At 37.8% G+C, this 20,184-nt stretch carries 20 protein-coding genes; 10 read left to right on the top strand and 10 right to left on the bottom strand.

The genetic code is table 11. The annotated features are described in order from the left end of the window. Positions 1–88 precede the first annotated feature (88 nt). The 4 genes from AC1UFB_RS19935 to AC1UFB_RS19920 are packed head-to-tail and all read right to left on the bottom strand — an operon-like array spanning position 89 to position 2,895. Positions 89–979, bottom strand: coding sequence for an RluA family pseudouridine synthase (locus tag AC1UFB_RS19935; RefSeq protein WP_482589902.1), 891 nt, complete (start codon positions 977–979; stop codon positions 89–91). A gap of 15 nt (positions 980–994) precedes the next feature. Further along, positions 995–1,789: an NAD kinase gene (locus AC1UFB_RS19930; RefSeq protein WP_482589904.1), complete on the bottom strand. Its 795-nt coding sequence runs from the start codon at positions 1,787–1,789 to the stop codon at positions 995–997. A gap of 58 nt (positions 1,790–1,847) precedes the next feature. Continuing rightward, positions 1,848–2,489: a GTP diphosphokinase gene (gene yjbM, locus AC1UFB_RS19925; protein WP_025908133.1), complete on the bottom strand. Its 642-nt coding sequence runs from the start codon at positions 2,487–2,489 to the stop codon at positions 1,848–1,850. Positions 2,490–2,508: 19 nt separating this feature from the next. Beyond that, positions 2,509–2,895: a UPF0738 family protein gene (locus AC1UFB_RS19920; protein ID WP_025908134.1), complete on the bottom strand. Its 387-nt coding sequence runs from the start codon at positions 2,893–2,895 to the stop codon at positions 2,509–2,511. 303 nt (positions 2,896–3,198) lie between these two features. On the opposite strand from AC1UFB_RS19920, the gene AC1UFB_RS19915 reads away from it, so the two are divergent. The 5 genes from AC1UFB_RS19915 to AC1UFB_RS19895 all read left to right on the top strand — a co-directional run bounded on the left by AC1UFB_RS19915 (position 3,199) and on the right by AC1UFB_RS19895 (position 6,381). Next, positions 3,199–3,789: a CYTH domain-containing protein gene (locus AC1UFB_RS19915; RefSeq protein ID WP_076513368.1), complete on the top strand. Its 591-nt coding sequence runs from the start codon at positions 3,199–3,201 to the stop codon at positions 3,787–3,789. Between the two features lie 4 nt (positions 3,790–3,793). After that, positions 3,794–4,438: a lytic transglycosylase domain-containing protein gene (locus AC1UFB_RS19910; RefSeq protein WP_119543103.1), complete on the top strand. Its 645-nt coding sequence runs from the start codon at positions 3,794–3,796 to the stop codon at positions 4,436–4,438. A gap of 220 nt (positions 4,439–4,658) precedes the next feature. Beyond that, a complete protein-coding gene (locus AC1UFB_RS19905) occupies positions 4,659–5,069 on the top strand; it encodes a globin domain-containing protein (RefSeq protein ID WP_061785625.1) in 411 nt (136 codons plus the stop codon). Beyond that, entirely contained in the window at positions 5,066–5,950 is an 885-nt protein-coding gene (locus AC1UFB_RS19900; protein WP_061785626.1) for a ClpXP adapter SpxH family protein, read from the top strand. The genes AC1UFB_RS19905 and AC1UFB_RS19900 overlap by 4 nt, the downstream gene beginning before the upstream one ends. 254 nt (positions 5,951–6,204) lie before the next feature. Next, positions 6,205–6,381, top strand: coding sequence for a hypothetical protein (locus AC1UFB_RS19895; RefSeq protein WP_090752849.1), 177 nt, complete (start codon positions 6,205–6,207; stop codon positions 6,379–6,381). A gap of 40 nt (positions 6,382–6,421) precedes the next feature. On the opposite strand, the gene pepF is transcribed toward AC1UFB_RS19895, so the two are convergent. The 5 genes from pepF to mecA all read right to left on the bottom strand — a co-directional run bounded on the left by pepF (position 6,422) and on the right by mecA (position 12,257). Next, entirely contained in the window at positions 6,422–8,242 is a 1,821-nt protein-coding gene (gene pepF, locus AC1UFB_RS19890; RefSeq protein WP_076513372.1) for an oligoendopeptidase F, read from the bottom strand. 150 nt (positions 8,243–8,392) lie between these two features. Beyond that, positions 8,393–9,580 (bottom strand): competence protein CoiA, encoded by a 1,188-nt coding sequence (locus tag AC1UFB_RS19885; protein WP_328100855.1) that lies wholly within the window; start codon positions 9,578–9,580, stop codon positions 8,393–8,395. Between the two features lie 119 nt (positions 9,581–9,699). After that, entirely contained in the window at positions 9,700–9,861 is a 162-nt protein-coding gene (locus AC1UFB_RS19880; protein ID WP_156413461.1) for a hypothetical protein, read from the bottom strand. Positions 9,862–9,975: 114 nt separating this feature from the next. Further along, on the bottom strand, positions 9,976–11,493 hold the full coding sequence (gene cls, locus AC1UFB_RS19875; RefSeq protein WP_328101023.1) for a cardiolipin synthase: 1,518 nt from the start codon (positions 11,491–11,493) through the stop codon (positions 9,976–9,978). A gap of 80 nt (positions 11,494–11,573) precedes the next feature. After that, complete coding sequence (gene mecA, locus AC1UFB_RS19870) at positions 11,574–12,257, bottom strand: adaptor protein MecA (protein ID WP_061785448.1); 684 nt, start codon at positions 12,255–12,257, stop codon at positions 11,574–11,576. Positions 12,258–12,578: 321 nt separating this feature from the next. Between mecA and AC1UFB_RS19865 the strand changes: the two genes are divergently transcribed. Then, the gene (locus tag AC1UFB_RS19865; RefSeq protein ID WP_076513375.1) at positions 12,579–13,241 is read left to right on the top strand and encodes a TerC family protein; all 663 of its coding nucleotides are present in this window, start codon (positions 12,579–12,581) and stop codon (positions 13,239–13,241) included. Between the two features lie 69 nt (positions 13,242–13,310). Here AC1UFB_RS19865 and spxA read toward each other — a convergent pair whose 3' ends face one another. Continuing rightward, complete coding sequence (gene spxA / locus AC1UFB_RS19860; protein ID WP_025908146.1) at positions 13,311–13,709, bottom strand: transcriptional regulator SpxA; 399 nt, start codon at positions 13,707–13,709, stop codon at positions 13,311–13,313. Positions 13,710–14,271: 562 nt separating this feature from the next. Between spxA and AC1UFB_RS19855 the strand changes: the two genes are divergently transcribed. The 4 genes from AC1UFB_RS19855 to AC1UFB_RS19840 form a co-directional block, all read left to right on the top strand. Continuing rightward, on the top strand, positions 14,272–15,495 hold the full coding sequence (locus AC1UFB_RS19855) for an efflux RND transporter periplasmic adaptor subunit (RefSeq protein ID WP_482589897.1): 1,224 nt from the start codon (positions 14,272–14,274) through the stop codon (positions 15,493–15,495). Further along, entirely contained in the window at positions 15,482–18,571 is a 3,090-nt protein-coding gene (locus tag AC1UFB_RS19850; protein ID WP_482589895.1) for an efflux RND transporter permease subunit, read from the top strand. Before AC1UFB_RS19855 ends, AC1UFB_RS19850 begins: the two co-directional genes overlap by 14 nt. A 254-nt stretch (positions 18,572–18,825) precedes the next feature. After that, positions 18,826–19,458, top strand: a complete 633-nt coding sequence (locus tag AC1UFB_RS19845) for an IS607 family transposase (RefSeq protein ID WP_482589893.1) — start codon at positions 18,826–18,828, stop codon at positions 19,456–19,458. Continuing rightward, the coding region (locus AC1UFB_RS19840; RefSeq protein ID WP_482589891.1) for an RNA-guided endonuclease InsQ/TnpB family protein at positions 19,430–20,184 on the top strand (755 nt) is incomplete at its 3' end. The genes AC1UFB_RS19845 and AC1UFB_RS19840, both read left to right, overlap by 29 nt.

The raw sequence follows: 20,184 nt of genomic DNA, 5'->3' as shown, positions 1-20,184 counted from the left end.
ACAGGTGGAGAAAAACATTGCGTTTTTCTCCACCTGTTTTATTTAGAGGGACTTATTAGACAGCCCCTTATCGTATTTACCCTCTGTTTTATTGAACTAAACGCTGCATATCCTCAGGAAGCGGTGATTGAAATGCTAGTTCACGTTGCAAAATAGGGTGAAAGAACGTGAGCTTATAGCTATGTAGCGCCTGTCTGCTTATCTTCTCTCTGTTCCCACCGTATAGAGAGTCACCTAGTAAAGGACTTCCCAAATACTCCATATGAACGCGAATCTGATGCGTACGCCCTGTATCCAGCTTCAAGTCTACTTCAGAGAACCCATCGTATTCTTGTATCACTTTGTAATGCGTAACGGCATGCTGACCGTCTGAGCGTACCATTCTTTCAATAATACTATCGTTCTTTCTTCCAATTGGGGCGTCAATTACTCCCTCTTTTTTTGAAAGAGTTCCATGAACAAGCGCACGATATGTACGCTTAATCGCTCTTTGCTCTTGAGCTTGAGAAAATAAGAAATGAACATGGCGGTATTTAGCAACTATTAATAAACCTGAAGTATCGCGATCGAGTCTATTCACTAAGTGAACCGTAGAAGCAATACCGTTTTGCTCATAGTAAAACAGCAGCGCATTGCTTAGCGAATCATTCAGGTGCTCTCGCGTTGGAATACTAGGCATACCAGCGGATTTATTAATGACTAGCAAGTAGTCATCTTCATAAATCACATCTAACGGTAGAGGTGATTTATGAAGATTTTCACTTGGATATTCAGGTGGAAACGTCACTTTCACAAAGTCTCCGATAGTGAGTATATGTCGAACATTTACTTTCTCACCATTTACTTCAATACAACCACCCTTAAACTTGATATCCGTTAATGCTGCTCGAGATATATGATGCCTTTTTAGAAAGTCGCGTAATAAAGAACCGCTAAATGAATCTGTTACGTGCCAACTTAATGTAAATAGCTTGTGCATATTATATCTCTCCACTTAATCACATACAAATGAATCTCTTACTCGCTGCCAAAACGGAAAAGCTCGGAAGCGCGCGAAACGAATCTTTTCATTCGCAACTCGACACTGAATAGACTTAACATTTTGATGTAACAACGTTAAATGATCGATGGTGATTTGAAAATCTGCGTAATTAACAGGCTTTAATAAAGCCGTATGATGCCCTGGTAACACGAGCGAAGATCCAATTGTACGAAACACACGATTATTAATAGATGCCATTTCAGCAATCTGAATCGCATGCAGTGACGGATGTAAAATAGCACCTCCAAGAGACTTATTGTAAGCCGTACTTCCCGATGGAGTTGATATACATAATCCATCGCCTCGGAATGTTTCAAACTGCTGTCCTTTAATTTCAACATCCATCACAAGTGAGCCTTCAACACTTTTGACCGTGCACTCATTGAGCGCCAAAGAACGAGCTTCCTTTTCTCCGGTTGTGTAACGAATAATAACTTCAAGTAGCGGATATTCAACAACTTGATAAGGTGTTTTCGCAATAGCAATGACTAACTTCTCAATTTCATCCGGTGTCCAGTCTGCATAAAAGCCTAAATGTCCTGTATGTACTCCAACAAAAGCCGTTTTGTCTAACCGGTGCTGATAATGGTGAAAAGCATACAATAGCGTGCCGTCTCCACCCACTGAAATGACAATGTCTGGTTCATCTTCGTCGTGCTCTAAGTGAAAATCTAATAAGTATGTTTTCATTCTTTCCATTAATGTATTTGAAACTTGATCGCCCCTGGACGTAATAGCAAACTTGATATTACTCACCTTCTTCCCCCCTATCTGTGTTGAAAAACCTGATTTGACTTTTTATTCTTTATTCATTTTCTGTATTCTCTACTTCTTTTTTACGCGAAAAGAAAACCTGAGCTTCTTGTATTTCCCCTCGAATCTTTGACATCTCTTCATCTAGTTGAAAAGCTGCTTCTGATGCTCGCTGAAGTCGTTCTTTTATCTCTTGAGGGAAATTGCCACTGTATTTATAGTTTAAAGAATGTTCAATCGTGGCCCAAAAATTCATCGCTAACGTACGAATTTGGATTTCTGCTAAAATTTGCTTTTCTCCGTGTATGGTCTGAACAGGATAGCAAATCACCATATGATAGGAGCGATATCCACTTTCTTTTTGATGAGTAATATAGTCTCGCTCTTCTACTACTTTAAAGTCCGTGCGCTGCCTCAGAATTTCAACTACTGCTTTAATATCATCTGTGAATTGACACATCATGCGCAGACCTGCAATGTCCTGCATCTCTTCCTCTAAACGCTCTAAAGAAATGTTTTTTCTTGCCGCTTTATCTAAAATACTAGCAATGGGTTTCACTCGGCCCGTCACAAACTCAATTGGAGAGTGCGTAGATCTCATATCGTATTGAGAGCGCATGCCTTTTAACTTTACTTTAAGTTCTTCTACCGCTTGTTTATACGGTGCTAAAAATAAGTCCCAATGCCTTACCATTGCTATCCCCCTCACCTTGTTATCTGCTTTTTTTATCTAAGAAAATTTCTTCTACTCTTGCTACCATATCATCTCCGTAGTTTACATTTCCTTCAATGTTGCTGATTAAGTCTGTTAACTCTTCTTTCATAGCCGTTAGCTCAACGACTTGCTTATTAACTTCTAAGAACACCTTTTTATCATCTTGTAAAACGTTCTTTAAATGTGGCCACATATTGTCACTTAGTCCAACATACATAAACTGCTCGTTGACTTCCACAATGTATACAAATGACATATTGTCAGAATCAGCAAGCACTTGCTTCATATCTTCAATCTGCTCGATTTGTTGTTCAATAGCCTCTGCCTTTAAATGTAGTTCATCTTTCTTCATCACACAGGTTGTGATTTCGATTCGATTTTGCATATATATACTCCTTCCAACTATACAATTCGTTCTTATTTTAACACATTCAAACGTGGTTTAATAAAGCGAAACGAAATCTATTCGGGTTTTCTATTACTTTCTGTTCCATCCCTTTTACAGAACGCCTATCGATTCGAGATATTAACGATACAAATTAACCATTTTATGATAGATTATAAATGAAATCTTATGACAATGATGCATCTGTTTTGCATCTCATAAAGAGGAACATATCTATGCTAAACATTATAAAACATCTTATTATACATCCTTACAGATACAGCATAAAGGAGCTTATGTAGCATGAAACAAGAAATTGAAATTGAATTTAAAAACTTAGTAAATAAGAGTGAATTTAAAAAGTTACTAGCTTATTTCCAACTAACGGATCGCGACTTTATCATGCAGGAAAATCATTACTTTGATACAAATGACTTTCAGCTAAAAAGCGCAGGGGCAGCTTTACGAATTCGAAACAAAAATGGAAAGTTTGTTTTAACTTTAAAACAGCCCCATGAGCATGGCTTATTGGAAACGCACATAGATCTTACAGAATCTGAAGCACAAGAACTAATGACTGAAACAAAGAATTTTCCAACTGAAATGACAGCAGCTCTCCAAAGACTTGGCATATCTTCATCACGCTTAGCTTACTTTGGCACACTTAAAACATACCGAGCAGAAATTGAATACAAAAGCGGTTTACTTGTATTTGACCATAGCTTTTATTTGGATACTGATGATGTAGAAATTGAGTATGAAGTTCAAGATGAAACACAAGGACTTCTTGCATTCGAGAGCTTACTTCAAGACTTTAGTATCCCTAAGCGTAACACAGCGAATAAAATCAAACGTTTTTATGATCGCAAATATCAATTATTAAGTGAGGAATAAATCAATGGATGTTCAAGCTTATCAAACGTGGTTACAGCTACAGACCCTGCAAACATTTACGGCAAATCGACCGACAGCTTCACCTGCAACACTTTTAACTCCGTCGATATTTGCAAACATTTTGGCACAATATATATCTGAAGAGAAAAACGCTAATGAGCAAACAGCTCAGCTCACTTCTAGATCTAATGCGCTGCCCTTACAAACGAATGCGGCTCCTTATTTGAATACATCGGTTCAAAAAAGCAGTTCGCCTACATCAACAATCACTGGCTCACGCTTTGATGATCTGATTAATGAAGCGGCTTCGAAATATGATTTAGACCCTAAGTTAATTTCAGCTGTGATTAAACAAGAATCTAATTTTAACCCTAACGCCAAAAGCTATGCAGGGGCACTAGGATTAATGCAGCTCATGCCTGCAACGGCTAACTACCTTGGCGTTCAAAATGCCCTTAACCCACGCGAGAACATTTTAGGAGGCGCAAAGTATTTACGACAAATGCTCGATAAATATAACGGGAACGTTAAGCTTGCTCTTGCTGCTTATAATGCCGGGCCAGGAAACGTCGATAAATACGGTGGTATCCCTCCTTTTAAAGAAACACAAAATTATGTTGCTAAAATTACGTCTACCTATAATGCGTAGAAAATAACTCATCATTTTCGGAAAGGGTATGTGACGGAAAGTTTTTTCTATAAACCCTGCTATTTTTTCACTTATTTCTTTATCTAGCTACCCTATCACCTTTTCTGTTTGAAGCGGATAGTTTGAGATAAATAAGGTACACTGCTAAAATTAAGAAAAACGATGGTACTACTCCACCACACTTGATGGAGTACATTTCTAGGATAAAGGAGTTATCAACATGAAAGAAAAAGTCAAATCTCCCTACGAACTATTGGGCGGTGAACATACGATTTCCAAACTTGTTGATGCTTTTTATAACAGGGTAGCTAGTCATCCAGATTTAGCCCCTATCTTTCCAATAGATTTAACGGAAACAACACGAAAGCAAAAACAATTTTTAACACAATATTTAGGCGGGCCGGCTTTATATACAGAAGAACATGGACACCCTATGTTACGTGCAAGACATTTGCCTTTTGAAATTACGCCAGCTCGCGCAAAAGCATGGCTTCATTGTATGCATGAGGCAATGGATGAAATTGGATTAGAAGGTCCGTTACGAGATGAACTTTATCACCGGCTCATTCTGACTGCTCAACATATGGTTAATTCACACGAACAGAACGATGAGAAAGGATTTTCACATTGAAGAATTTACACAGCGAACATCAATCATTGCGACACCTTTGTCAGGGTTCTAATCAGAAGCCACTGGAAATTTACGTATTTGTTGATCCACTTTGTCCGGAATGCTGGGCACTAGAGCCTATCTTGAAAAAATTGCAGATTGAGTATGGAAATTGGATTACTCTTAAGCATGTTTTAACCAGTAATTTGCAGAAGCTAAACATTGGTACAAAAAAGAAGTTTGAAGATATGGCCAAGACATGGGAGCAAACTGCTTGTCGATCCGGCATGTCTTGTGACGGTAACCTTTGGCTTGAGAATCCAATTTCAACACCCTTTGCAGCATCGATTGCAATTAAAGCTGCGGGTTTACAGGGAAAAAAGCAAGGCATTCGCTTTTTACGAAAACTTCGCGAAGCATTATTTTTAGAGAAACAAAACGTTGAAAAAGAAGATGTGCTTGTCAAGTGTGCAGAAGAAATCGGACTTGATGTCGAAGAATTTGTGCGAGACTTACACGCTGAGCATGCTACAAAAGCGTTTCAATGCGATTTAAAGATTACATCAGAAATGGACGTAACCGATATTCCGACCCTTGTGTTTTTCAATGAAAAAGTTGAAGAAGAAGGAATTAAGATTTCTGGGCATTATTCATATGAAACGTACGTACACATCATTTATGAAATGTTAGAAGAAGAAGAAATCAATCCTCATCCGCTTCCACCTCTGCGATCGTTTTTAGCTTATTTTCAATTTGTCGCAGCAAAAGAAGTAGCCGTTGTTTACGATATATCCATTGAGCAAGCTGAGCGAGAACTGAAAAAACTTCAGCTTCAGCGCCTTGTAGAACAAGTTCCAGTGAAATACGGTACGTTTTGGAGAAGCTTAGAAAAAGGATGTTAAAATACAAAAAAGACTTGGCAAATGCCAAGTCTTTTTTGTTTGTCCTAAGACAACAAGGGGATGGGAGAAATTTTTCACGGTCAAACAAAGGGGTATATGTTTGTTTTGTGATAAACTTCACGATTATTACTATAGCAAATTATGTCGAGTTTTGACAACCCTTTTTTGATATTTTCATGATTTTTTTAAAAAAGTATATTTTGGTGCCTCGATTCATATAGTTCAAGCATGACAAGCAAGCGAGGTGACCAAACATGAAGCTCATCGGAGTGATCATCAGCATTGCAATTCTCTGTTTTTCCTTTGTCTTTTATCTACTGTCGTTAATGAAGCTTGCACCGCTTGTGATTGCTGCTCCTCTTTTACTTCTATCTCTGTTCATTACTATTATGCTTCTTAATTCATTTAATCGATTTCGAGGATTTAAATAAACAAAGCTTTGCGGATGCGCAAAGCTTTGTTTATTTAAACTTAGTTTTTCTCTAACAAACGTTCCATCTCTTCAAGCTTTTCTTTAAACACTTCTAATGCTTCTTTGATTGGTTCAGCAGTTGTCATATCCACTCCTGCGCGTTTTAGCACTTCGATTGGATAATCAGAGCTTCCAGCTTTTAAGAAGCCAAGGTAACGCTCAACAGCCGCGTCTCCTTCTTCAAGAATTTGCTTACTTAGCGCTGCAGCTGCGCTGAAGCCTGTTGCGTATTGATACACATAATAATTATAGTAGAAATGTGGAATTCTTGCCCACTCTAAGCCAATCTCTTCATCAATGACTAAATTATCACCAAAGTACTTTTTATTTAAATCATAGTATAACTTTGTTAGCAGCTCTGGTGTTAGCGGTTCACCATTTTGAGCCCGAACGTGAATTTCATGCTCAAATTCAGCAAACATCGTTTGACGGAACACGGTACCGCGGAAGCCTTCTAAATAATGATTTAATAAGTATAATCGTTTCTTTTCATCATCGATTGTTTTCAATAAATAATCATTTAATAGAGCTTCGTTACACGTAGATGCGACTTCAGCGACAAAGATTGAATAATCACCATATGGGTAAGGCTGTTCTTTACGCGTATAGTAACTGTGCACTGAGTGACCAAACTCATGAGCTAATGTGAAAAGATTGTTCACATTGTCCTGCCAGTTCATTAAGATATATGGATTTGTTCCATATGTTCCAGAAGAATAAGCACCGCTTCGCTTTCCTTTGTTTTCGTGCACATCAACCCAGCGATTTTCAAATCCTTCTTTTAAAATGGAAATGTACTCTTCTCCAAGCGGCGCCAAACCTTTTAATAAATAATCTTTTGCTTCGCTATATGGTATTTCCATTTTGACGTCTTGCACAAGCGGTGTATACAGATCATACATGTGAAGCTCATCAACACCTAACACTTTCTTTCGTAGGTCAATATAGCGCTGTAATAGAGGCAGATATTCGTTTACCGTTGCAACTAAATTATCATATACCTCTTCTGGAATATTGTTTGCGCTTAGAGCTGCATGGCGAGCTGATTCGTAGTTACGGACCTTAGCGCTAAAGTTATCTTTTTTAACCGTTCCGCTAAGAGTACTCGCAAATGTATTTTTAAACTTTCCATACGTATCATAGACGGCTTTAAACGCTTCTTCTCTAACGCGTCGATCACTGCTTTCTAAAAACCGAATATAACGACCGTGGGTAATCTCCACTTCTTCCCCGTTTTCATCTTTAATAGATGGAAACTCTAAATCAGCATTATTCAGCATACCGAACGTATTACTTGATGCTCCTAGCGCTTCAGATGCCTGTGCTAGAATAGCTTCTTCACTCTCAGAAAGGATATGAGGACGCTCACGATTCACTTCATCCAGCGCATGTGCATATAGCTGTAAATCCTTGCTATCTTTTAAATATTGTTTTAGCGTTTCCTCATCTACTGCTAATAGTTCAGGCGTGACGTAAGATAACGCACTCGCAATTTCTGTATACAACATTTTAATTCGATCATTTAATCCTTGATAGAATGAGTTCGTTGTATCTTGGTCATACCTCATATGTGCATATGTATAAAGCTTGCTGACCCGCATTGTTAGTTCATCTTGCTGCTGAAGTGCTTTAAAAAGCGTGTCTGCTGATTCTCCAAGCTTGCCGCGATATTGTTCCATTTCCGGAACTAACGCTTTAACAGCTTGAAATTCTTTCTCCCACGCTTCATCCGTTTCAAAAATATCTTCTAATCTCCATGTATCTTCTACTTTAATTTCACTGCGATTTGGCAGCTTTTTCACCGTGGATTGTTCACTCATATTAACACCCTTTCATCTTTTACTCCGTCTCTGTTACTAATTTCGCTATATAGAAGACGAATCCTTTTTTATTGTATGTGGCTTTTCAAAAATTAGTCAGCCTGTAAGTACGCCCAAACAGTGCTTCTATTTAAGCGTACTTATTTTCTGCTAACGTGTCACTTCTTTTGCTTGGTCTAACCATTTTTTCATTAATAACCCATCTTCTAAGAATGCATCTGAGCTGAGCATAGGAACTGTATACCCTCTCTCGATTCGATAAGAGTCATACGTAACAGGAGAAAAGAATTTTAGCTTGCATAGTACTTCTACGTACTCTAACAGCGGCTTTTCAATTGTAGACTGCATGAACGGAACATATCGTAATTTAATTAACTTTTGGCGAACCCGAGCGCTAAACTGCATATATAGCTGCTTAAGATTCACTACTTCCCCTACCTTTTTCACTTGCATGATATCAAGCAATAGCCAAGTTTGCCATATGACAGCAGGTGTTTCAATCATAAAAGCAGAAGGAATTGGAAAACCGGCTTCAGAAGGAAGATGAGTGGGTGGAATTTGAAGGGTATAGAGCTTTTCTAAAAAATGTTTATATTGTAAGCCCGGATATAGCATGTATGTTGTACGGAAGTTCCTCTTTTTTTGAATCCACCCTTCATGATAAGAAGGAGACGTATGCAAAGTAAGCCATTCTGAAAATGTATGAGAACTAGGTGTGAGAATTTTCAATTCAGCAAAAGCAATTTGGGAGGAAAACGGAATGATATGCTCAAGTTTGATTAACTCATTTGTGAAGGGTGAAAAATAATAAAGAGTTGGCGATTGGTCGGTGAGAGTGAGGTACTGCCATTCTTGAGGAGATAGGCGAAAAAGTGAGGTACCTAAGCGTTTTAATCGATTTGCGCCCATTATCCAAAAAGGGTGATACCCTTGCGTTCTATAGCCGCTTGTTCGCTGAACGAACGCTTCAGTAGACAATGAAGCACACTGAAATTCAAATGCATAAGCTGCTTTTCCTACTTCAACAAACAAATCTGGACGTTGTTGGATTTGAGGCAAGTAGTGCTCTAACTGAGCTGAGGTATGAGTTTGTAACCAACGAAACAGCTGGAGCTTTCCTGTTACGTGATAATCGCTCTCTCCTTCCTGGTCAACTGTACACTCTTTTTTTCGATGCGCAAAATGGGAACAGCGCTTTACTCCTACGCGAAGCACAACAGATTCATTACAAGCTGGACAATAAAAAGACCCCGTTTTTTGCAAACGCCGAAGCTCTGCCTCTGTAAAGCCACTGGCTAATGAAACCAAGCGATTATGGACTGTTTTTGCAACGAGCAATGGCTAACACTCCTTCCTTATTGAATTCTTACTGTATATTCGTTAAAGGTTAGCAAATCCCTTCTTTTTGTAAAAAGAGTTTGGGACATAACAAAATGATTGCTTCTAAAAGACGAACACTAGCTGTTCCCATCTCTTTGATTTGTCTCCACACGTTCGTTCCATTGCGCTACGGTCACTCGCTTTCCGCGGGGAGGAACCTGAGCTTCCTCGCTGCGCTGCGGGATCTCCGTTTTCCCTCTCTTTCCCGCAGGAGTCGAGTGTCCTACGCTCCATTCCACCCTGTTTCCAACATTGTTTTCACAATCAACAAAAAAAACCTGAACGATTAAAAGTTATGAACTCTCAATCGTTCAGGTATAGTAGAGGCTGAATTACTTATGTCTCAGTCTTTCTTAGAGTAGAGGTGATAATAATCGAGATGTTGACTCGAAAACTCTCTGCAAGATGGGACGCTTTTGAAATTGATCTAAATGAAGTGACGAAGACACCTCTAAGTCCTGCATATACTCATAAACGAGCTTTTGAGTACTTGCTGTTTTATAAAGAAAAGCATTCACTTCAAAGTTTAAATGAAAGCTTCTCATATCCATGTTGGCAGTACCAATCGATGCAATTTCTTTATCCACAATCACAATTTTACTGTGCATGAAGCCTTTTTCGTATTCATACACTTTCACTCCTGCTGCTAGTAACTCTGGAAAGTAAGAGCGTGAAGCATAAAAAACGATTTTTTTATCTGGTTTTTTTGGTACAAGTAACCTAACGTCTACTCCGCTAAGCGCTGCTACTTTCAGCGCTGTGAAGATATCTTCATCAGGAATAAAATACGGTGATGCAATCCAAATTGATTCTCGCGCTGACGTAATCATGGAGAAAAATAAGTGTTTAATAACTTCCCATTCTCGGTCCGGACCTCCAGCAATCATTTGAACTCCCCCGCAGCTCTCCTCATCAACATCAATTAAGTCTGGTGACAAATAGGTTTGGGTTAACAGCGTTTGACCCGTCATATAATACCAGTCCTGTAAGAAAATTAGTTGTAAAGAGCGCACCGCTTCGCCACGAACCTGAAGATGCGTGTCACGCCAAAAGCCAAAGTGTCGACTTTGACCAAGATATTCATCCCCAATATTTAACCCTCCGACAAATCCAATCGTTCCGTCTATCACTACAATTTTACGGTGGTTTCGAAAGTTAATTTTATTGTTTAACAGCGGCAAGCGAACAGGTAAAAATGGTACCATTTCTACGCCTGCTTCTCGCATTTCGTGAATGTAGTGCTTAGAAAGCTTAAAACTTCCAACGGCGTCGTACAAAAAGCGCACATAAATACCCTCTTGTACTTTTTCAATCAAAATATCTTTAATTTTTTGTCCTAGGTCATCATGTCTGACAATGTAATATTCCATATGAATGTGGTGACGCGCATGCTGTAGAGCTTCAAGTATTTCATCAAATGTTTCGTCACCATTCGTGAGTGCTCGCGTATCAGACGCAAATGAAACGGGAGCTTTCCCGAGCTGAGTAGCTAATGTTAATAACTGTTTACGTTTTTCACCAAAGCGCTCAACCTGCTCATCAAAGATTGAAGAATCTCTTTCCATCTTCAATAAAACCTGCTCATCTAGCTTCGCTTTTTTTGCAAACAATCGTCTCTTTCGAATGTTTCGCCCAAACAGTAGATAAAAGAAAAAGCCGACAACAGGAAAACTTCCTAAAACGACAAGCCACGTTAACGTTTGGGTTGGGTGACGATTTTCAAGTGAAATAACTAATCCAATAAAGATCACGCTAATGGTAATCAGCAAGCTCAGAATCCCAATAATTTGACCACTCAAATACTCTTTTGTCAAAACAAGAACGACAACAAGACCTGTAATAAACACAAGTAGCTGTAAACGATTTTTCAATTTTATTCACCTATCCTACTAATGAACATGCTGTTCGTTCATAATAAAGACCGATTTCACATACATGAAATCGGCCACTTTTATCTTAACGGAAAATGAGCCTTTAATTGTTCTAATGCATTATCGCTCATTAACTGCTTTCCATATTCCATTAAACGGTGCACAGTTAAATGAGACTCGTTTCCATACTCTAAAATAATGCTTAATATATTATCAATCTCAGTGACGAAGTCTTCATCATCTGTAAATTCTACATATAAATAATATTTGCCTTCAAACACATACATATGATTGATTAGCTCATCTAATTCTAGATGGTGGCTTAACATGATTAAATCTTCTAAGTCACGGAAATGAGCCACAAAATGCAGGCCTTCATCTTCAATGACATCCTCTTCAAGCTCATCCTTTTTCTTTTGGTTGGCTTGATGCTGATCTAACAGCGCTTCAACTTTTCCGTCTACAGGGATATCAATTTTATCATTTTCGCCAACTGGTACTTCGAATTTTTGACCATCTTTTGAAATTTGAGCTCTTGTTACAATAACTTCTAAGCCTTTTTCAAGCGCATGTACCTGAATCCAAAGCGGACCTTCTGCTACGAACTCTTCTTCTTGATGAATTTCATCCATCATCTCCCAAAACAGTTCCTCGCTTCGTTCTCTGCTAAACCAAATTTCATTTCGGTCAAATCCTCGTTCTTCAATATCAACGTATGTGACAAAAAATTTTACCGTATTTTCATTAATGCGTTCGATTTCCATTGTCATCTCTCCCTTCGGAAAAATCAGTGAAGGCAATACGGTCTTTCTTTCTCATTACCTTAACGAAATAAGGACTATTTTCCTTTATGTTAAAGCAATACTACATGGACTTTACAAATTTGTAAAGTATTCTAACTCCACGTAAACAAGCATAGAATCTTTCTGTACACCTCATATATCCATTCTATGATAAAATCCTATGGAAGGGAAATAAAACACTCTGTTAACCATGCGAGCCGGTGCAACATTAACATGATACGACTGAAGGCTCAATACTGCGTAATAGTACAAACTGTTACACAAATCGGGGGGCGACGTATATTGGACTTGGAACTAATCACCTCCATCCTACTCATTATCGGTATTGATATCGTACTAGGTGGAGACAATGCAATTGTAATTGCCCTTGCTAGCCGAAACCTCCCTGAGAAACAGCGCAACAAAGCAATCGTTCTTGGTACAGGGCTAGCTGTTGTAGTTCGTATTTTACTTACTATTTTAGCTGTTTATTTATTAACTATTCCTTATTTACAACTAATTGGTGGAATTTTATTAGTAGTCATTGCATTTAAGCTGCTCGTTTCAAATGAAGACGAATCCTCCAATATTAAGGCAAGTGCTACATTAGGCGCTGCGGTTCGCACCATTGTATTTGCTGACCTTGTCATGGGCTTAGACAACGTCATCGCCGTAGCTGGTGCAGCTCATGGGAATATCTTACTGGTGATTATTGGTCTTTTCGTTTCTGTTCCTATTATTGTATGGGGAAGTAAGCTTATCCTATACTTAATGGAACGTTTTCCTCTACTTATTTATGCAGGAGCGGGTATTCTAGCTTACACAGCAGGAAATATGATTCGACACGAAAAGAACCTACACGGCTTCTTCGCCAATAATCATACGCTTGAAACATCAATTCCAGTCATCACTGTCATCTTGGTCTTAGCGAGCGGACTATTAATTAATAAATTTCGCTCACAATAAGCATAATATAGGAGCAAGAAAGCCTTCATGTTATACATGAAGGCTTTTATATTATATCTAATGTTCTATTTAACCATTAACAAGGCGTTGAGCTTCACGAAGTTGGAAAGTACGAACTTTACGAGGTAAGAAACGGCGAATTTCATCTTCGTTATACCCAACTTGAAGACGCTTTTCATCAATGATGATCGGGCGACGTAATAAGCCTGGATTTTGTTGAATTAATTCATATAAATCTTGAAGAGGCATTGCGTCTACCTGAACATCTAATTTTTGGAATGTCTTAGAACGCGTTGAAATAATTTCATCTGTTCCATCTTCAGTCATTCGTAAAATTTGTTTAATTTCATCAATTGATAAAGGCTCTGAAAAGATATTTCGTTCTACATATGCAATTTCATTTTCTTCTAACCATGCTTTCGCTTTTCGACAAGACGTACAACTTGGTGATGTATATAATGTAACCATTTAATCCTTCACTCCTTCTATCATAATCGGTCATAATGGGCAAAAAATCTTAGCCATAAGTTATTTTTCTTTATACTAACATCGTGCTGTTTTTATGAAAAGTTAACGATTGTAAATAGTTAATGACTGATAATGAAAATCGATATTATTTTATAATTACTTTAAATAAGATAATATCTATTTTGCATTATACTACAAATTTTATTGAAATGGTATCCTTATTTTATTGTGCAAAACCATTTTTAAAATCTGTCACTAATTATTTACCACACTACTAATACGTTTAAACATCAAATTAAGTTTCAAATTTTTTATTTGTTCACTTTTTTGTCAAACTTTTATTTGTTTTTTTCATCAAAGATCAACAGTTTGGATTTTTTCTTACATGAGCACCTTATTAGGCGAAATAATAGGAAGATACGTGTATATTAAAAGATAGGTATTCGTCAATTTTTGCATGACTTTTGTCAAAAAAAAAATCATAATTTTATAAGAGATAATAGGCAAACTGAGACGATGTAGTTTATTATGAAGAAATTTAGGCCAACGAGGTGATTCACACATGAAAATCTTGCAGCTTAGCGCTGTTGCGACTGTTTTATTATTAGCCGCTTGTGCTCCGCAAGAAATTACTACCGAAGACACGAAAGATAACGTACCGGTAGTAGAAACAGCAAAAGTTTCAAAAAGTGACTTGGTTAACACCACTGAACTATCGGGAGTAGCGATGCCTTCAAAACAAGTCCCTATTGTAACGGCAAACCCCTTAAACGTAGAAAAAGTCCATGTTAAAGTAGGTGATACTGTCCAAAAAGGTGATTTGCTTGTGTCTTTAGATGCTTCCGAAGCAACTAAACAGCTTAATGAAGCTAGACAAGCGGCTGCTGATATTAGTAAAGCGGTTAAAGAAGCAGAAGCAAAAGCTACGCCTGATCAATCCCAAGAAATTAAACAGGCTCAAAAGGAACTTGAAGCTTCAATGAACAAATCAGAATCTTTGCTAGAGGAAGCTCAAAATGGAGATGTAACCTCTTCTGATTTAGTGCAAAGCGGACTCGAAATTTCATTAAATCAAGCAAAGTTAGCTCAAAAGGCTCTGTCACAGATTTCATTAACTCCTGATATGCTTCCGCAGTTAAAGCAGCAACAACAACAAGCAAACCAAGCAGTTGCTCAGGCTGAGCAGATTGTTGCATCTACTCGTCTAACTGCTCCAATAAGCGGAACGATTGCGGATGTCAGTGCTGTTAAAAATGGAATTGCCGCTCCTAGTACTCCACTTATGACGGTCATTGATCAATCCAATGTGGATGCTACCTTTCAAGTTAACAGCTATCAAGTATCACAATTAAAAGCTGGAAACCAAATTAAACTTACATTTGACGGGGTAACACAAGAATTTACTAGTAAAGTTTCAACCGTGTCTCCTACCGCTAATCCTGAAACTGGACTGTTCACAGTAAAAGCACCTATTGAAAATGCAAAGAGTCAAGTAAAAGGTGGCATGAAAGCAACTGGAGAAGTAACAATTGATTCTTTATCAGATGCGTTAGTCATTCCATCCAGCGCCATCTCGTACGATGAAGAGCAAGCGTATGTATATATTGTTAATGGGAAGAAAGCAGTTAAGACTCCTATCACATTAGGATTTGCAAATGACGACCAGTATCAAGTTGTCGATGGTCTAAAAGCAGATGATGTCATTGTGACTGATGGAAAAGATCAGATACAAGACGGCAATGAAGTAAAGCAACGAGCGAGTGAAAAACAAGATGAAAATAGTTAAGCTATCCGTTCTTCGCCCTGTTGCCATGTCAATGGTTCTTGTTCTTCTTCTCATTCTTGGAGGCGTTAGTGGAAGAAACATGCCCGTTGATTTATTTCCTGAATTAACGTTTCCCGTAGCTGCCGTTACAGCTACATATGACGGAGCAGGTCCAAAAGAAATCGAAAACCTGCTTGCAGAACCACTTGAAAGTTCTATGAGTACGTTGCCTAATGTTGAAAGCGTACGATCTGTCTCTCAAAACGGTGGCGTACTCGTGCTTGTTTCGTTTACGTGGGGAACCGATATGAACTTCGCTACGTTAAATATGCGCGAGCGAATCGACATGGCACGCGAAGCTCTACCTGAAGGTGCTTCCCTACCGCGAGTCATGCGCTTTGACCCAAGTGATCTACCGATTGTTCAGCTCTCATTAACAAGTGAAAATGAGCAAATTCTAGAAGATTTAAAACAAATTGCAGAAGAAGATATTAAAGCTGCTCTAGATGGAGCTGATGGTGTTGCTTCCGTTACGGTATCGGGTGGAGCGGAAAAAGAAATCTTACTAACGCTTGATCAGCAAAAAATGTCTTCTTATAACTTAACGTTACAAGACCTTCAACAAATTATCGGATCAGAAAATTTAAACTTACCTGCTGGAAATGTTCAAGATCAAAATCAAAACTTACCAATAAGGATTACGGGACAATTTACTTCAATTGAAGATATTAAAGAGCTCCCGATTCCTACACAGTCTGGTATTATTAAGCTCGAAAATTTAGCAGAGATAAAAGAAGCTTATGCAGACACTGACCAACTGAGCTACCTAAATGGAAAAGAAGCTGTTGGAATCTCTGTCTTAAAACAATCAGGGGCAAATACTGTTTCCGTAGCAAATGAAATTGATGACAGGCTGAAAGAGTTAAATCAAACGCTTCCTGAAGGTGTAAAAATAGATACGATTTTGGATCAGAGTGATTTTATTAATCAGTCCATTAAATCCGTAACGTCCAATATGATTGTCGGAAGCATTTTAGCATCAATTATCCTTTACCTATTTCTACGAAACCTTCGTAGTACCATTATTATTGGTCTTGCAATTCCACTTTCAATTGTTACAACCTTTGTATTTATGTACTTTAGCGGTCAAACGCTTAACTTACTCACATTAGGTGGACTAGCACTTGGAATTGGGATGATGGTAGATAATGCCATCGTTATTCTTGAGAATATTTTCCGACTTCGAAAGCAAGGGTTATCAAAGAAAGATGCGGCTATTAAAGGAACAAATCAAGTTGGGACAGCAATCATTGCTTCCACTCTAACAACTGTTGTTGTCTTTCTTCCAATAGTATTCGTAGATGGACTGGCTGCGCAGCTCTTTAAGCCGTTAGCTTTAGTTATCAGCTTTTCATTGCTTGCGTCTTTATTTACAGCTTTAATCATTGTACCTCTGTTTTCTTCACTGTTCCTTAAGTTAGCGACACGTGAAAAAGAGCAAAGTAATACAGATGGAAAGTTGTTTGGTAAAGTAAAGCATTTTTATAAACGAAGATTAGACACCGCTCTACGCCATCCGAAAAAAACAGTTGGTGCAGTTTTACTTCTATTTGCTTTATCCTTTGCAGGAATTCCTTTTATCGGAACAGAATTCCTTCCTTCCCAAGATCAAAGCACCGTTTCTGTTACAGCTAAGCTACCTCAAGGAACGGCTTTAGAAGCAACTTATGAGAAAACGGAAGAAATTAATGAAATTCTTAAAGATATTCCAGAGGTTGACTTATCATCCGTTACCGTAGGTGGATCGAATAACTTTTCAGGCTCCGCTGGATCGAATACAAATCAGGCTACTTATAACATCTTATTAAAACCTGTAGATGAGCGAGATCGTTCAGATAAAGAAATAGCTGATGAAATCCGCAATAAGCTTAACGACATTCCGAGCGTTGATGCAACCGTATCATCTAGTGAAGGAGGCTTTACCGGAGATCCGATATCTCTTGAAATTTCAGGCCCTGATTTGGATGAATTAGTGAGAATCTCAGATCAAACTGTCGATATTTTATCTGAAATTGACGGGGTAAGAGAACCCGAGTCAAGCTATAACGATGGAAATCCTGAAGTTGTGATTTCAATCAATCGTGATAAAGCATCACAATACGGAATTGGAAGTGCACAAATCTCCAGCACGATATCAGAAGCTACACAAGGCGTTGTCGCTAGCCAGCTTGCTCGTGACGGTGAAGAGCTAAACGTTCGCTTATTAATTGATCGAAAAGATACAGCTTCAACATCTGACTTAGAAAATTTATTAATTAAATCGCCAACTGGTACAACGGTTCCGCTAAAAGCGGTTGCTGATATATCAAGGGGACAAGGTCCATCGCAAATTACGCGTGAAGATCGATTGCGAGAAATTCGTGTCACAGCAGACATTATTGGACGTGACCTCGGAAGCATTACAGATGATATTGAAAAGCAGCTAAAAAGCGAAATTTCATTACCAAACAAGCAATATAAAATTGTATTTGGTGGTCAGAATGAACAGATGAATGATGCGTTTTATAAGCTTTCACTTGCACTTGCTTTAGCAGTAGTTCTTGTTTATATGGTAATGGCAGGACAGTTTGAATCTTTCTTGTATCCATTTATCATTATGCTTTCCGTTCCCCTAACTTTTATTGGAATCATAAGCGGTTTGCTAATTACCAATCAACCTTTAGGCGTAGGCTCTTTAATTGGAATTTTAATTTTAACAGGTATTGTTGTAAATAATGCCATTGTATTAGTCGATTACTTACAGCAGCTTCGTAAAGAAGGCTACGAATTAAAAGAAGCGATTTTACTAGCAGGTCCAACGAGACTTCGTCCTATTTTAATGACAACACTTACGACGATTATCGGCTTAATTCCTCTTACGCTAGGTATTGGAGAAGGAACAGAACTACAGCAGCCAATGGCCATTGTCATTGTATTTGGCCTAAGCTTTGCTACTATTATTACGCTCATTTTTATTCCAGTCATTTATTATCTAGTTGAAAAGCGAAAGTTGAAAAAGAAAGCGAAAAAAGAACAAAAACTGATTGAAGAAAGTTAATCCCCTTCCCTTGAACCACTCATTTTGATGGCTAACAATTTAGTCCCCGTGATGAGTGGTTTTTCTATGTCTATTGTCGTTTATTTTAAAGAAAAACGGGTAATTCTAAAAGGAAAACAAAGTGAGTCACTTAGTCCCAAAGGAGGTAATAAACAGTTAGAATAAATCTATAAATATCTATAAAAAACTATTGATTTTTCATACATTTCATAATATAGTAGAATTATCCACTAATTCAAAGGAGAATGAAATGTATGAAAAAATACAGTATTGGTCAATTCGCAAAAGAAATCGGAGTAACAGTTCAGACTTTAAGAAATTGGGATAAGACAAATAAATTAAATCCCCAATATACTGCACCTTCTGGACACCGTTATTACTCTCAACAACAACTTGAATATTTTCTTGGTTTACATTCTCCTGAATCAGAATCGAGAATAACTATCGGCTACTGTCGAGTATCTTCTCATAAGCAAAAGGATGATTTGCAGAGACAAGTGGAAAACATGGAATCATACTTACTGTCTCAAGGTAATCCATTTAAGATTGTGAAAGATATAGGTAGTGGCATAAACTACAACAAAAAAGGGTTAAATGATGTTATTGATTTAGTCCTAAATTACAAAGTAGATAGAGTTGTAGTTTTATACAAAGATAGGTTATTACGATTCGGATTTGAACTCTTGGAAAATTTATTTGCTAAATACGGAACAAAGATTGAGGTTATCGACAATACTCCAAAGACAGATAATCAAGAGTTGGTCGAAGATTTAATTCAAATTGTTACTGTATTTAGTTGCAAATTACAAGGGAGACGGGCGAATAAGGTTAAGAAATTAATTAAGGAGTTGAAAGAGAATGATACTAGCAAAGAAGATACGAATTAAACCAACTAAAGAACAAGAAATTCAACTATGGAAATCTACTGGTGTGGCAAGATGGGTATACAACTGGACATTGGCTAGACAACAAGAGAATTATCAGCAGGGATTAAAGTTTTTGTCTGACAATGTGTTGCGAAAAGAGATTACGCAGATTAAGAAAAAAGAAGATTTTCAATGGTTAGGTGAAGTATCGAATAATGTAGCAAAACAGGCAGTTAAAGATGCTTGTGATGCATATAAAAGATTCTTTAAAGGGGTAGCAAAGCGCCCTAAATTCAAGTCAAAAAAGAAAGTCAAACCCTCTTTTTATAACGATAATGTTAAACTGAAAGTAAAAAAGAATTTGGTGCTTATTGAAAAAATAGGTTGGTTAAAAACAGCCGAACAGATTCCTACGGGAGTGAAATATTCCAATCCTAGAGTATCTTTTGATGGAAAGTATTGGTATATCTCTGTTGGAGTAGAGCAAGAACAAGTAAAACAAGAATTAACGAATGAAGTAATTGGAGTAGATTTAGGAGTTAAAGAATTGGCAATTTGCTCGAATGAAATGGTGTTCAAAAACATTAACAAAACGAAAGAAGTAAGAAAAATTGAGAAACGATTACGTAGGTTACAGCGAAGCGTTTCTCGAAAATATGAGATGCATAAGGAGGGAACCCGATTTGTCAAAACGTGTAACATTATAAAAATCGAAAAGCAAATACGAAACCTACACAGACGATTATC

The sequence above is a fragment of the Priestia sp. KCTC 13724 genome (assembly GCF_056820425.1).
This window is presented reverse-complemented; position numbering and strand designations above follow the sequence as displayed.